10 protein-coding genes and 2 other RNA genes are annotated in these 14,856 nt (G+C 65.8%); 5 read left to right on the top strand and 7 right to left on the bottom strand.

Annotation, left to right across the window (positions count from 1 at the left end; translation table 11 throughout):
• Positions 1–29: 29 nt before the first annotated feature.
• Positions 30–557 carry a GNAT family N-acetyltransferase gene (locus RQH86_RS09930; protein WP_311240210.1) on the bottom strand — a complete coding sequence of 176 codons (528 nt, stop codon included), beginning with the start codon at positions 555–557 and terminating at the stop codon, positions 30–32.
• 427 nt (positions 558–984) lie between these two features.
• The gene (gene aspS, locus RQH86_RS09925; protein ID WP_311240211.1) at positions 985–2,736 is read right to left on the bottom strand and encodes an aspartate--tRNA ligase; all 1,752 of its coding nucleotides are present in this window, start codon (positions 2,734–2,736) and stop codon (positions 985–987) included.
• 156 nt (positions 2,737–2,892) lie between these two features.
• Here aspS and RQH86_RS09920 point away from each other — a divergent pair, with 156 nt between their 5' ends.
• Positions 2,893–3,672, top strand: coding sequence for a DUF3011 domain-containing protein (locus tag RQH86_RS09920; RefSeq protein WP_311240212.1), 780 nt, complete (start codon positions 2,893–2,895; stop codon positions 3,670–3,672).
• A 212-nt stretch (positions 3,673–3,884) separates the two neighbouring features.
• On the opposite strand, the gene RQH86_RS09915 is transcribed toward RQH86_RS09920, so the two are convergent.
• The 3 genes from RQH86_RS09915 to RQH86_RS09905 form a co-directional block, all read right to left on the bottom strand.
• Positions 3,885–3,959, bottom strand: a non-coding RNA gene (locus tag RQH86_RS09915) — sX9 sRNA.
• A gap of 73 nt (positions 3,960–4,032) precedes the next feature.
• Positions 4,033–4,665, bottom strand: a complete 633-nt coding sequence (locus RQH86_RS09910; RefSeq protein ID WP_311240213.1) for a hypothetical protein — start codon at positions 4,663–4,665, stop codon at positions 4,033–4,035.
• Between the two features lie 8 nt (positions 4,666–4,673).
• Positions 4,674–4,991 carry a zinc ribbon domain-containing protein gene (locus RQH86_RS09905; RefSeq protein ID WP_055849062.1) on the bottom strand — a complete coding sequence of 106 codons (318 nt, stop codon included), beginning with the start codon at positions 4,989–4,991 and terminating at the stop codon, positions 4,674–4,676.
• Between the two features lie 534 nt (positions 4,992–5,525).
• Between RQH86_RS09905 and RQH86_RS09900 the strand changes: the two genes are divergently transcribed.
• From RQH86_RS09900 to RQH86_RS09885, 4 genes are all read left to right on the top strand, one after another.
• Positions 5,526–5,601: non-coding RNA, sX9 sRNA (locus tag RQH86_RS09900), on the top strand.
• A 191-nt stretch (positions 5,602–5,792) separates the two neighbouring features.
• Complete coding sequence (locus tag RQH86_RS09895; RefSeq protein WP_055849059.1) at positions 5,793–7,037, top strand: MFS transporter; 1,245 nt, start codon at positions 5,793–5,795, stop codon at positions 7,035–7,037.
• A 761-nt stretch (positions 7,038–7,798) separates the two neighbouring features.
• A complete protein-coding gene (locus tag RQH86_RS09890) occupies positions 7,799–10,210 on the top strand; it encodes a TonB-dependent receptor (RefSeq protein ID WP_311240547.1) in 2,412 nt (803 codons plus the stop codon).
• A gap of 360 nt (positions 10,211–10,570) precedes the next feature.
• Entirely contained in the window at positions 10,571–12,718 is a 2,148-nt protein-coding gene (locus RQH86_RS09885; RefSeq protein ID WP_311240546.1) for a phospholipase C, phosphocholine-specific, read from the top strand.
• A 92-nt stretch (positions 12,719–12,810) separates the two neighbouring features.
• Here the strand turns inward: RQH86_RS09885 and RQH86_RS09880 are convergent, their stop codons facing one another.
• Together RQH86_RS09880 and bla are read right to left on the bottom strand one after the other, a co-directional pair.
• Positions 12,811–13,758, bottom strand: coding sequence for an alpha/beta hydrolase (locus RQH86_RS09880; protein ID WP_311240545.1), 948 nt, complete (start codon positions 13,756–13,758; stop codon positions 12,811–12,813).
• A 143-nt stretch (positions 13,759–13,901) separates the two neighbouring features.
• Positions 13,902–14,813, bottom strand: a complete 912-nt coding sequence (gene bla / locus RQH86_RS09875) for a class A beta-lactamase (protein WP_311240543.1) — start codon at positions 14,811–14,813, stop codon at positions 13,902–13,904.
• Positions 14,814–14,856 lie beyond the last annotated feature (43 nt).

Genomic DNA, 14,856 nt, shown 5'->3' with positions numbered 1-14,856 from the left:
ATGCGCGTGCAGTCGTTTGGTCGTCGCGCTTAGTCCGCCACCAGCACCGGCTTGCGGCGCAGGATGAACTCGCGGTCGACGATCTTGCCCACCGGGAAATCGTATTCGCCGATTTTTTCGAAACCGTAGCGGGCGTAGAAGCGCTGCGCACCGAAATTCTCCGACCACACACCGATCCACAAGGTGTGTGGGCCGTCGCGTTCGAGCCATTCCAAGGCGGTTTCGAACAACCGGCTGCCCCAGCCGCTGCTCTGGTAGTCCTTCAATAGATACAGGCGCTTGAGTTCCCTGTCGCCGGGGCGCACCTCGTCGTGCGGCAAGCCGCATGGGCCGGCGGCGGCGTGGCCGACCAGCAGGTTGTCCAGCTCCAGCAACCAGATCGCGTAGTCCGGATGGGCCAGCACGATGCGCGCACGCTCCACCGCATAGGTCTCTTCCAGAAAACCGCGCAGGTCTTCTTCCGGATACAGATGTCCGAAGGTTTCGGTAAACGTCTGCGCAGCCAGAAGCGACAGCGCTTCGGCATCGTCCGGCGTGGCGCGGCGGATGCGGGTCATGCGGGCCTCTCGTGCCGGGTGGACGTGGCAGCTTCTCGCATGCGGCGGCGGTTCTGCAAGTTGGGGATTGGGGGAATCGGGAATCGGGAATCGGGCAAGCATCTGCGGTGCGTGGATTACCCGTGCGCAGGATTCGGTATGGGCGCTGATGGTTTTGGCAAAGCGCGCGACGCTGGCTGCGCACCGCAGCGCGTCGGAAAGATAACCACGACGTGCGAGTCGCGGCCATGTACTAGCGCAAATCGGGCCGGTTTGAAACGGGCCTGCAGGCGCACCGCCGCCGGTCGATCGGCGGCGATTGGAGGGCCGTGATACATGCACAGCCTCCGGCCTTGGCGCTGACGGTTCCGCCAAAGTGCGCAGCGCTGGCTGCGCTGGGCGACTTGTACAGATGACCACGCATAGCGCGGCCATCTGCTCGCGCAGGTCAGGCCTGCTTGGGGCGCACCTGCACGTGCACTTCGGCCAGCTGCTCGGCGGCGATCGGCGATGGGGCGTCGGTCATCAGATCCTGCGCGCCGGTGGTCTTGGGGAACGGGATCACGTCGCGGATCGATTCGGTGCCGGCCATCAGCGCGGCGATGCGGTCGATACCGAAGGCGATGCCGCCGTGCGGCGGGGCGCCGTAGTTCAACGCATCCAGCAGGAAGCCGAACTTGGCGCGCGCTTCTTCCGCGCCGATGCCGAGCAATTCGAACACCGCGCTCTGCATGTCCGGGCGGTGGATACGGATCGAGCCGCCGCCGATTTCATTGCCGTTGAGCACCATGTCGTAACTGCGCGACACCGCAGTGCGGGCGTTGGCGCGCAGGTCGGCGATATCGTCCACCGCCGATGCGGTGAAGGGATGATGCAGGGCGACGTACCGCTGTGCTTCGTCGTCCCACTCGAACATTGGGAAATCGGTGACCCACAGCGGCGCCCAGGTATCGGCGACCAGCTTGAAGTCCTTGCCGGCTTTCAGGCGCAGCGCGCCCATGAAATCGGACACCTTGTTGTAGCCGCCGGCACCGAAGAACACGATATCGCCGTTGCTTGCACCCACGTGCTTGAGCAGCGCGGCGAACGCTTCTTCGGAAAAGAACTTGGCGATGGGCGAGCTGACTTCGCCAGTTTCCGACAGCTTGATGTAGGCCAGCCCCTTGGCGCCGTATTTGGCGGCATGCGCGGCATATTCGTCGATCTGCTTGCGCGACAGCGCTGCGCCACCGGGAATACGCAGCGCGGCCACGCGGCCGTCGGCATCGTTGGCGGCGGCGGTGAACACCGGGAATTCGCTGGATTTGACCAGCTCGGCCACATCGATCAGTTCCAGCGCGATACGCAGGTCCGGCTTGTCCGAGCCATAGCGACGCATCGCCTCGGCCCAGGTCATGCGCGGGAACTGCGCGGCCAACTCGACGTCCACCACTTCCTTGAAGATGGCGCGGATCATGTCTTCGACGAAATCCTGCACGTCGCGCTCGCGCACGAAAGCGAATTCCATATCGAGCTGGGTGAATTCCAGCTGGCGATCGGCGCGCAGCGCTTCGTCGCGGAAGCAGCGCGCGATCTGGTAGTAACGGTCGAAGCCGGCCACCATCAAAATCTGCTTGAACAGCTGCGGGCTCTGCGGCAAGGCGTAGAACTCGCCCGGATGCATGCGCGCCGGCACCAGGAAGTCGCGTGCGCCTTCCGGGGTGGCCTTGGTCAGGATCGGGGTTTCGATATCCAGGAAATCGCGCGCGTCCAGATGACGGCGCAGCGCCTGCACCAGCTTGATGCGGGTGCGCTGCATGCGCTGCATTTCCGGACGGCGCAGATCGAGATAGCGGTACTTCAGGCGGGTTTCTTCGCCCGGATTTTCGTGCGCATGGAACGGTAGCGGCGCCGCCTTGTTGAGGATGGTGATGCGGGTGGCGATCACTTCGACCTTGCCGCTGCGCAACTTGTCGTTGACCGCATGCCGCGCACGCACCACGCCTTCGACCTGCAACACGTCTTCGTAGCCCAGGCTGGCGGCCACCGGGAACACCTCGGCGTTCTCCGGTTCCACCGTCACCTGCACGATGCCTTCGTGGTCGCGCAGGTCGATAAAGCACACGCCGCCCAGGTTGCGGGCCACGTCGGTCCAGCCGGCGAGAGTGACGGTTTGGCCGATCATGGTCTCGTCGACCAGGCCGCAGAAGTGGGTACGCATCGAAAGCTCCGCTGAAAACCCGACGCAGGCAGCGCCGGAAAGCCGGATATTCTGGGGCCGGCGGGCGGCAGGAGCAAATGCGGCGACGGTCACCGGCGCTTAAGTCAGCGCCCGGCTGAATAGGCGCCACGCCCCTCCCGTACCAAGGACGTCACGATGCTGCGCACCGCCCTGCTGATCTCCGGCTTCAGTCTTGTCGCCCTCGCCGGCACCCTGGTCAGCCGCCCCGCCGCCGCGCAGGACCGCGGCTTCAATGGCCCCAGCATCACCTGCTCCAGCAACGATAACCGCCGCCGCGAGTGCGACACCCCGTTCCGTGGGCGCGCCGCGCTGGTGGAAAACATCTCCGGCACCCGCTGCATCGAAGGCCGCAACTGGGGCAGCGACCGCGGCCGCGTCTGGGTGGACAACGGCTGCCGCGGCCGCTTCGTCGAGGCCCGCGGTGGCTGGGGCGGTGGTGGCTGGAATGGCAGCGACGACCGCCCCGGCAATGCAGCCGCCGGCACCGTGCGTTGCGAAAGCCGCGACCAGCGCCAGGCGATCTGCAACACCGGCTGGCGGCGCGCGACGATCGTGCGTCAGCTCTCCGGCACGCCCTGCGTGGAGGGCCGTAACTGGCACCAGGAAAACGGCCGGATCTGGGTGGATGACGGCTGCCGCGCCGACTTTGCGCAGGCCCGTGGCGGTGGCGGCTGGGATCGCGATGACGGCTATGGCGGCCGTGACGATCGCCCGCGTGGCGACTACTCGGTGACCTGCAGCAGCGACGACCGTCGCCTGCGCAGCTGCGACTGGGACGTGCGCGCCGGTCGCCCGGTGCTGACCCGCCAGTTGTCGAACACCCGTTGCGAAGAAGGCCGCACCTGGGGCTTCGACCCGCGCCGCTCGGCGGTCTGGGTCAACGATGGCTGCCGCGCGCGGTTCGACGCGCGCTGAGGTTTCCGGGCTTGGCGTCTTTTGTGTTTGTCGCAACAGGCCGGTTCGTGATGAGCCGGCCTGTTTGCGTTGGCGCTTTGTGGTTTTGCAACAAGGTGAGCGGCCGCGCTATCTGAGCGACAGGTTGGCGGTGACAGGACCGAGGACCTATTTGCTGCCGGCCGGGCGGCTCAGTCACGCGCAACCAAGCGTCGCTATCAACTCTTGCAATCGGCCGACCAAACGTAGCGCGCAGTTGTCAGGTGTGCCTGGACGGCTTACAGGAGCCAGAGTCTGCGCGTGGCAAGGAGGATGCCGGGCACCGGCCGCGCCCGCATAGCGGTCAGCGCCGTCGTTTTGTCAGCCGCTGTTGGCCGGCTCTCAACTTCCCCACGGCGCCGGAGGCAAGGGCACCGGCCGGGTGAGATCGAACTCCACCCGAAACAACCGCCCGCCCGGGCGACTCAGCTCGTACACCACGCTGCGGCCGGGCTGGACCTCCATCGCCCAGGTGTTCTGCAACGAGGCGGTGGCACCCAATCGCTTGAACAAGGCAATCGATTCGGCATCCACCGGGAATTCCTGACGCGTGGCACTGCCCGCGCCACGGCTGTCACCGCCGTACTGAGTCAATGCATCCGCACTGCCATCAGCATGCCGATGATCGTGTTTGAGGCGTAAACCGGCCTGCGTGCGGGTCAGCACCCAGGTGCGCGAGTGGTCGTCACCCACATGGAACGGCACCCGCAGCTCGCGGCGCGGGTCGGCGCAACCGCGCACATGCATCACCAGCGCCTTGCCAGCGAACGGACTCGGCGTTGTCGATGCGGGCGTGTCGACCAGGACACGACCGGCAAACGCCTGCCCGCAGTGCGCCGCAAGCGCGGAGAGAAAGCGGTCGGCTGGCACGACGGCGGTGCTGGGCGGCGGTGCGGCGCTGGCGCAGCCGCTGATCGCGATGGCCAGCAGCCACGGCGCCAAGCGCGACATCGTGCTGACGACGCTGCCGCGCATGTCGACCATCACGCCGCGCCGGATGCCGGCTTTGCGGCGGGCGCGGCCGGTGCGGCTGCGGGCTTGCTGTCGCTGGCCGCCGCCGGCTTGGCATCGCCGCCGCCTGCGCTGCTGCTCTCGGTAAGGTTCTTCTTCTTTTCGCCAGCCGACTTGAAATCGGTCTCGTACCAGCCGCTGCCGGATAAGCGGAACGACGGCGCGGTGACCTGGCGCTTGATGGTGGCCGCAGCGCAAGACGGGCAGGTCTGCGGATCGGGGTCGGCCATCTTCTGCAGGCGGTCGAACGAGTGGCCGCAGGTGGTGCACTGGAACGCGTAGATGGGCATGACAAATTCGCTGAAGACGATGCAAGGGCGCCGATTCTAGACGGATGCGGGCATGTCGGCGCAATGATCGAATCGCGCGCTGGCGCATGGCCGGGCTGGCGGGAGAGTGCTGGGCAGTGACCGACGCATTGCGGATGCACGTGCGGTGCGTCGGGCCTCTTGGCACGCTGGGGCGTCTCGCAGGCTGGACGCTTGAGGCTGCTGGCTGTTGGCTGTTGGCTGTTGGCTGTTGGCTGTTGGCTGTTGGCTGTTGGCGGTTGGCTGTTGGCGGTTGGCTTCTGGCTGTTGGCGGTTGGCGGTTGACGGCGACATCGAGACGAGTAGCGGATTCGCTGCGTCAACGAAGACGCTTTCGGCCAGCTCGTCAGTTACGGCCTGAAAGGCTCTCCTCGTCTATAGAGCGCGGCTTAGCCATGCCATTTTGATCCGGCACTTCCGGCGGCTCTCCTTCACCAGCGCGGACCTGGCCTCAGAGTAGCTAACAAAACTCCTTCGCTCACCGCCAGGCGGGCGCGGCCTGTCCGCGGAATTCTCATCTACCACTCGTACACACCGGTTCCTGCGTGCCGTTCACAACCACCTGACGACTGCTCGCCACGTCTTGTTGGCCGCTCTAAATGCACGCCGGCATGCGTCTCCGCCCACACATGGTGATAGCGCAACCCCACTCTATCGGCAGCGAGCCGCTCAGCCATCGCCACCTGATCGCGTATGCGAGCCACATCGATCGAGTCGCAGCAGCGTGGCTGCTACACTCGATCGCGTGATCGACGCGCCTTTTCCCCCACGAGGGCCGCATCCATGTTGCGGCTGACCGCCCTGTTGCTGGGCGTTGCCCTGCTGCTGACCGGCAGCGGGCTGCTCGGTACGTTGCTCGCCGTGCGCGGCGGTCAGGCCGGGTTCGATGCGCGTGCGCTGGGCCTGATCATGTCTGGTTATTTCGCCGGCTTTTTTCTAGGCACGTTTTTCGCCCCGCCGCTGATTCGACGCATCGGGCATATCCGCGCATTCGCGTTCTACGCATCGCTGGCGGCCATTGCCGTGTTGTTGCATCCGATCTGGCTGGATCCGTGGGGTTGGGGTGTGTTGCGCCTGGTCACCGGCGCTGCCCTGGTGGGCTTGTACACGGTGATCGAAAGCTGGCTCAACGCCGAGCCGGATGCACGCCGACGCAGCCGGGTTTTCTCGGTATACATGGCGATCAATCTGTCGGCGCTGGCGCTGGGCCAGATTCTGCTGACCGCCGGCGACGCGCGAGCACCGGCCATGTTCACGCTGACCGCCATCCTGATCTGCGCGGCGGTGATGCCGGTCGTCACCACGCGCTTGATTCCGCCGGAGGTGCCGCAGGTGTCGCGCCTGCGCCTGAAAACGCTGTATGCGCTGGCGCCGGTCGCCACCGTCGGCGCCGGGTTGTCGGGCTTGGCGATGGGTGCGTTCTGGGGCTTGCTTCCGGTGTATGCCAACCGCATCGGACTGGATGCCGATGGCGTGGCAATGTTCATGCTCACCGCAATCGTGGGCGGTGCCGTGCTGCAATGGCCGATCGGGCGCATCAGCGACGGGCACGACCGACGCATCGGCCTGGTTACGGTGAGCGTCCTGGCCGCCGCCATCGCTATCGCTGCCGCAGTGCCGATGGTGCAGTCGCAGACCACCGTCTTGTTTATGCTGTTTTTCGTGTACGGCGGGCTGGCGTTTTCGCTGTACCCGTTTGCGGTGGCGCACATGCTCGATTACCTGCCGCGCGAAGACCTGCTATCGGGCTGCAGCAGTCTGTTGCTGGTGCATGGCGTGGGCGCGGCCATCGGCCCGGCGCTGGCGGGCGGGGCGATGCAGAAGTTCGGCCCTGCGGCGCTCCCGGTCTATTTCGCAGTGATGTTGTTGGCGCTGGCCGGTTTCACGCTGTCGCGCTTGCTGCGGTTTGCGCGTCGTCGCACGCATCCCATCGCGTTCCGGCCGATGCTGCGCACCACGCCATCGGCACTGGAATTGATGCCGGAAACCCAACAGATCGAAGCAGCGCCAAACGCCAAGAAGCGCTGAGAACGCGATGTCTCGGTCGTAAGCTACCGACGCTGGTGCGATACGCGGGATACAGCTCGCAGCGGCATGTATCTTTCGCACAGATCTGGTCTGCGTGAGATGCCCACACGCCCTGCCGGTTGCTCGCGACGTTTTTTCAGCCGCTTCAAGACTTGGAGCACGCGTTGTGGTGCGGCTGGACGCTTTGAATGCGTCGAGTGCAGCGCGTGGATCTGCGCTTTGCTGCAGGGCCCTTGCCCGCCCACCATCGCAGGACACGCTGCAAGTACGTCCATGTAAGCTCTTTGGCGGCATCCATGCCGCCAAAGGTCCCGCGATGGTGGGCGGGCAAGGACCATCCAAGATGGTCGGTTTGTAGGTTTTCAACAAAACAACCCACACACTTTCTGGCGCGGTGTCCTCACCGCTTGCGGGACCCTGTGGCGGCATGGATGCCGCCACGGAGCGTCCATGGATGGATTCACAGCGTGTCCCGCAAGCGGTGAGGACATCGCACCCTCGACCAAGCGACCAAGCAACTTGCGCCCCCCCCCAACAGCGTTGAATCGCGCGAGGTGAAGACACCGCCCCCCGACCAATCGACCAATCGACCAATCGACCACGCTGCTTACGCACTGCAAATAGCGCTGAATCACACGCGGCCTAGAGGCAAAGAAGCTGCGCACATCCACCCAGTGATCGCAGCCCATCTGTAGCGCGGTCATCATCACGCAATGCAAGCACGGCAGTCTGCGGCCACCTCCCCCGCTCGTTGGATTGCAATGGATTCGATCACCTGCCCGCGCGTGCGACATCCGGCCACGCTTGCCCTGCTGCTGGTTCCATTCACCCTGCCCGCTTACGCGCAGCAGGCACCGGATGGCGCCACGCCGGCAGCGCCGAGTTCAGAAGTGCTTGCCAGCGGCGAGCAGGTGTCCACGCTCGATCAGGTACAGGTGGTCGGGCAGGCAATGACGTATTCCAAGACCACCGTGAGCAAGGAAATGCTCGACCGCCAGTTCGTGCTGGGCAGCGTAAACGACGCGCTCAACGAACTCCCCGGCGTGGTGGTGACCGAAGCCGATGCATTCGGCTCGTCCGATTGGGGCACGCAGATCAGCATGCGTGGCTTTGTCAGCAACCGCGACACGCAGCAGATCGGCACCACCGTCGACGGCGTGCCCAACGGTGGCTCGGCGTATGGCGGCGGCTCCAAGGCCAACCGCTTCATCGACATGCCGGACCTGGAAACGGTGGAAGTGAGCCAGGGCACCGCCGATATCGCATCGCGCTCGAACGAAGCGCTGGGCGGCACACTGAATTACCTCACCGGCGAGCCGCTCGAGGAACAGCGTGTGCGCGTGATCGGTAGCATTGGCGACAACCAGGCGCGCAAGTATTACGCGCGCTACGACACCGGCCTGCTCGGCGGCAACACGCGTGCCTGGATCAGCGGTTCGTCGGCGCGCAACGACGACTGGATCGACGGCAGCGGCCACACGAGCCGCGACCACCTGGCCGGCAAGTTCGTCAGCGCGTTGAACAAGTGGACGCTCAGCGGCTACGCGTCCTACGACGATGCCGACGAATCCGAATACACCAGCGTGACGCCTGAGCAGTTCGCGCGCGACCCGGAACACGATTTGTTGACCGGCACGCTCACCGGCATTCCGTATCTGGATCAGAACTACCGCTCCGGCTCGCGCGCGCTGCGCAAGAACACCTTCGGTTATCTGCGCGGCGCCTTCGATGGCGGCAATGGGTTCAAGGCCACGCTCACGGGCTACGCTCATCGCATGCAAGGCCGCGGCGACTGGATTCCGCCGTATCTGGTGGACGTCACCAACGATGGTGCCGGCGCGCCGGAATCGGAGGCGCGCGGCGGCAACACCGTGTATGCCGGCAGCGACCTGGGCAAGCTGTATTACCTGACCCCAGGCGGTGCGGCGGCAACGCTGCTGGCCGGTTGCGCCGGCAGTGCGGCGGTGCCGGCCGAATCCAATCCGGCCTGCTATCCGGCAGGTTCGGTGCCGGTGCAGTCGTATCGCCACAGCCATTACGACAATCACCGCGCCGGTGCGATGGCCGATGTGGAATGGCGCCACGACCTGGGCCCGATCGACAACACGGTGCGTGCCGGCGCGTGGCTGGAACGTTACGACCGCAGCGTCACCCGCGACTGGCATCGCCTGCTCAACGTCGGCACCAACATCAGCTTCGACCATCAGCCGTACTGGGTGCAGTTCAAGGACAACTACCAGACCGACGAGCAGATGTATTACGTCGAAGATGTGATGCGTTACGGCGCTTTCGCCTGGCGCGTGGGTGTGAAGCAGTTCTTTCTGGACCAGACCCGCGACCGCCGCATCGGCGATGCGCAGCATGTGGAGTCGGATGCGCACTCCGACCCGCTGCTCTCGGCGGGCCTGACCTGGACCACGCCGGTGCAGGGGCTGGAAGCCTTCGCCGGGTATTCGCAGAATTTTGCCGCGATTCCGTCCGGCGTGCTGGGCGAAACCGACCCGGTCGCACTGAGCCGCGTGCAACCGGAAACTGCCGACAATATCGAGCTTGGCCTGCGCATCAGCCGCTGGCCGTTGACCGGCAGCGTGACCTTGTACGACATCCGCTTCGACAATCGCATCGTGTATGTGCCTGCCAACTTCGTCAGCGGCATCGACTATCTGGGCGAGACCGACGGCGTGTATGAAAACTTCGGCGGCGTGCATGCGCGCGGCGTGGAAGCGGCGCTGGGCTACGGCTGGGACAACGGCTGGCGCCTCAATGGCGCCTACACCTACAACAAGGCCGATTACCTGGGCAGCGGCGATGCCGCGCGCGACACCGCCCTGGATATCACACCCGGCGCGCAGGTGATCGGCCAGCCGCGCAACACCTTGGTGGTCTCGGCTGATTGGCGTGGGGAAGCATGGCGCTTCGGCGTGTCCGGTCGGTATCTGGGCAAGCGCTATCTGGATGCATCCAACCGCGCCGCGCTCGATGGGGTGACCACCTTCAATGCGAATCTGGGCGTGGAGCTGTCGCAGCTGTCGGCGCAACTCAAGGGCCTGCAACTGGCGCTCAATGTCAGTAACCTCACCGACAAGCGCTATCTGGAAGGCGTGGACGGCAGCGATAGCGCCTTCATCGCCGCGCCGCGCACGTTGGGGCTGACGCTGACGCTGGATCTGTAACGGCCACCTGCCATGCTGACGTGCACGCCGGGACTGTTTTCCTCTCCCGCTTTGCGGGAGAGGGCTGGGATGAGAGCACAGCTCCCCCATCCGCCCTTCGGGCACCTTCCCCCGCAGGCGGGGGAAGGGACTCGAACGGGTTCAGCCACTCAACCGCGCCGCGCACGCTGGGGCTGACGCTGACGCTGGATCTGTAACGGCCACCTGCCATGCTGACGTGCACGCCGGGACTGTCTTCCTCTCCCGCTTTGCGGGAGAGGGCTGGGGTGAGAGCACAGCGCCCCCATCCGCCCTTCGGGCACCTTCCCCCGCAGGCGGGGGAAGGGACTCGGACGGGTTCAGCCACTCAGAGGTGACACGATGATCGACCTGCCCCGCCGCCGTTTGCTGCAAGCCGGCCTGACCAGCGGTGCGGCCGCACTGTTGCCCACCATCGCGCGTGCCGCCGCCATCGCGCCGGACCGCCGCAGCGGCACACTGGACGACCTGCAGCACGTGGTGATCCTGATGCAGGAAAACCGCGCGTTCGATCATTACTTCGGTGCGCTGCCCGGCGTGCGCGGGTTCGGCGATCGCTTTCCGATCCCGGCCCCACCGCTGCCCGGCGCGCCCTCGCGCACGGTGTGGCTGCAGCCCAGCGAAGACGCCATGCAATGGCTCACGCCGTTTGCATTGGATACCGCAGCGCAATTCGGCTTCATGCGCGTCAAGGGCACGCCGCATAGCTGGCCGGATGCACAACAGGCCTGGGACCACGGCCGGCTTGGGCAGTGGGCGGTAGCCAAACACAATCATGCGCTGGGCTACTACGGCCGGGCGGATATTCCCTTCCAATACGCGCTCGCCGATGCGTTCACCATTTGCGATGCCTACCACGCCTCAATCCAGACCGGCACCAATTCCAATCGCGTGTTCCTGTGGACAGGCGGCAACGATCCGCACGGGCGCCATGGCGGGCCGGTGATCGGTAACTCGCACGACAACTTTCCGGAGCTGGGCGGGTTTGCCGAGCCGTATCGATGGACCACCTATGTGGAACAGCTGCAGCGCGCGGGTGTGAGCTGGCAGATCTATCAGGACATGGCCGACAACTTCACCGACAACCCGCTGGCCGGGTTCGAGGCGTTTCGGCAGGCTTACAGCAACGCGCCCGGTCACGATGCGCAGCTGCGTGCGCGTGGCATCAGCACGCGGGGCGTGGAGCAGCTGCGCGCGGACGTGATGGCCGGTCGGCTGCCGTCGGTGAGTTTTGTCATTGCCGATGCGGCCGGCAGCGAACATCCGGACCCGTCCAGCCCGGCGCAAGGCGCGGCCTACACCGCACGCGTGCTGGATGCGCTCACCGCCAATCCGGCGGTGTGGAGCCGCACTGCATTGCTGCTGATGTTCGATGAGAACGATGGATTTTTCGATCACATGCCTCCGCCGGCACCGCCATCGCCGGACCCGCGCGCAACCGGCGGGTTTGCCGGCGCTTCCAGCGTCGCCACCGACGACGACTACCATCGCCAGCCTGCACCCGGTGAGCAGAAAGTGGATCTGCCCGCACTGCACGGCCGCCCCTACGGGCTTGGTCCGCGCGTGCCGCTGTATGTGATTTCGCCGTGGAGTCGCGGTGGCTGGGTGGATTCGCAGGTATACGACCACACCTCGGTGCTGCGCCTGCTGGAACGACGATTTGGCGTACAGGCGTCGGAGATCACGCCATGGCGGCGTGCGGTGTGTGGCGACCTGACCAATGCGTTCGATTTCCGCAACGCCGATGCACGCCCATTCGTCGCATCGCTACCCGATGTGGGCGATGCGGCAGCGCGCGCAGCAGCCTTGCGCGAGCACACGTTGCCGCCGCTGCCGGCCACGTTGCAAGCGCCCGAGCAACCGTTTGGCGTGCGCCGTTCGCGCGCCGTGCCGTATCGCCCGAGCGTGCAACTGGCGCATGCGCAAGCGCGCGGCGAGGTGCAGCTACGCCTGCGCAACAACGGCGCGGCGGCGGTGCTGCATGTCTACGACCGCTACGACCTGGCGGCGATCCCGCGCCGCTACACGGTGGGCAACGGTGCCATGCTGGACGGCGACTGGACCACCTACGATGGCCGCTACGATCTGTGGCTGATTGGCCCCAACGGATTCCATCGCCACTATCGCGGCGACCTGAGCGCTGCATTGCTGGTAGCCGACATCACCCAGGCAGCGGACGACCCGGCGGCGCTGTCGTTGTCGTTGCACAACACCGGCACCACGCCGATCCAGATCGCGCTGCAACCGGCCGCGTATGCGCAGGCGCAACCGCGCGAGCAGCTGCAGCTTGCGGGCGGCCAGACCTGGCAACGCAGCTGGAAGGCGGCAGCCAGCGGCGGTTGGTACGACCTGTGGATCGAACACGACGGCGCAAGCCAACGCTTGGCCGGTCGCATCGAAACCGGCGCAGACAGCGTCAGCGACCCGGCGATGGGTGGGCCGGCGCGGCTGCAGCAGGACAGGCCTATCGTGATCGGCCCACTGGGCTGAGCCGTGCGGCCTTGCGCCGTGCGCCGTGCGAAGGCTGCGCGCAGTGCGAGATCGCGAGCGAAGGTCACTCCGTGCAAGCAGCGCAGCGGCGGTCAGTGCCCTGCGGCCGGGGCCAACACGCCGATAGTCCCCAGCCACGTCTCCACCAGACTTGGCCAGTGCGCGATCGGCAGCCCCTTGGCGCGCAGACCGAAGGCATGCCCGCCCTGCGCGTAGAGATGCATTTCCGTCGGCACGCCGGCCTGCTTCAGCGCAACGTAGTAGGCCAGCGACTGCGTCACCCCATCCACCTGGTCGTCCTCGGCCTGCAGCAGAAAGGTCGGCGGGGTATCGGCGCTCACGGTGATGTCTGGACGCAGCTGTAGGTGGGTTGGATCGCGCTTGGCATGATCCTCATCTTCGTGCGCCCACAGATGGCCCGGATAGACCGCGATGGCAAAATCGGGACGGCAACTTTCCGCATCCGCCGCGTCCACCGGCTGATAGGTGCGCTTTGCGAAATGCGTGCTGGCCGCGGCGACCAGATGCCCGCCGGCGGAAAACCCGATCACCCCGACCTTGTGCGGATCGATCCGCCACTCCACCGCATGCAGGCGCACCAGTCCCAGCGTGCGCTGCGCGTCCTGCAGCGCGGTCTGCACCTTCGGATAGTAGCGGCCGCCGTTGACCCAGGTCGGCCCCGAGTTGGGTACGCGGTATTTCAACAGCACACAGGTAATGCCGCGCCCGGTCAGCCAATCACAGATCTCCGTCCCTTCCAGATCCATGGCCAGGACTTGATAGCCACCACCGGGGAACACCAGCACCGCCGCACCGGTGTTGCGATTTTTTGGCAGATACACCGTCATCGTTGGGCGGCTGACATCGCTCACCTTGGTCCACGGAAATCGCCCTTCACCGGTGCCCACCGTTTCGGGCTTTGGATTGCGCAAGGCATCAGGCACCGCCTGCGGCCAGAGCGGTATCTCTATCTGGCCAGGCGCCGGTTGCCAGGCACGTGCCGGCACAGACCCATGAACAAGTAGAAGCGCAACTGCCATACACCAATGACTCAACTTTGTTTGCACCGTCGAACCTCAAGAGTGGAAGCGGAATAGGAAGAACATTGCGGACTGACACGCGAAATAAAGCCGGTAAACGCGGGGGCGTTGCGATCCGATGGCGAGCACCGCCACGCCGGCCGTCATCGCGCGAACAGGTCCACCGCAGTGACAGCGTCCGCGACGGCGGCTGCGACCGCCTTCAACGCCGCATCGCGCCCAGCGTCGTCGACCTTGGCGGCGTTCAAATACGTCGTCAGCAACAGCGGCGCCCTGCCCTTTGGCGGCCACAGGATCGCGATGTCGTTGCGGGTGTCGGTGCCGTTGCTGCCGGTCTTGTCGCCGATCTTCCAGTCGCGCGTGAGCCCTGCACGCAGGCAATCGTCGCCGGTGCGGTTGTCGATCATCCAGTCGGTCAGCTGCTTGCGCGAGGCAGGCTGCAGCGCATCGCCGAGCAGCAGCGTGCGCAGCGTGGCGGCCATTGCCGCAGGCGTGGTGGTGTCACGCGGGTCGCCTTCGGCATAGCGGTTCATTTCCGGCTCGTGGCGGTCGCTGCGGGTGTGCGCATCGCCGATGCCACGCAAAAACGCAGTCAGCCCGGCCGGCTCGCCAATCAGCGGAAACAGTAGATTGGCGGCCGGGTTGTCGCTGTAGATCATGGTGGCCCGGCACAGCTCGCCCACGCTCAGCGACCCGCCGACATGGCGCTCGGTGACCGGCGCATGCGAAAGCATGTCGGAGGCGCGGATCTTCACCCGCTGCGCCAGCGTCAGTTCCCCCTTGTCCACCCGCTGCAGCACCGCCGCAGCCAATACAAATTTGAAGGTACTGCACATTGGGAAGCGCCCGTCCTCCCGCTGGCCGATGCGTTTTCCGGTGGCGCTGTCGAGCAGGCCGATGCCCAGGCGGCCGCCACTGCGGCGTTCGATCCGGGCCCATTCGTCCCGCAACTCAGCGACCGGGGTCGCCACCAGACTGACCGCCTGACTGGGCCTGGACGCTGCTAACAGCACGCTCGCGCCGGTTGCGCACAAGAATTGTCGACGGTTCAACATGGGCCAGCCTCCTCGGGAGAGCCCGCAGTATCGACGTATGCCG

This window comes from Xanthomonas sp. WCS2018Noco2-27 (assembly GCF_031843525.1).
In the GTDB taxonomy this organism is placed as follows: domain Bacteria; phylum Pseudomonadota; class Gammaproteobacteria; order Xanthomonadales; family Xanthomonadaceae; genus Xanthomonas.
Note: the sequence above shows the minus strand (reverse complement) of the source record. Positions and strands in the feature narration are given on the sequence as shown.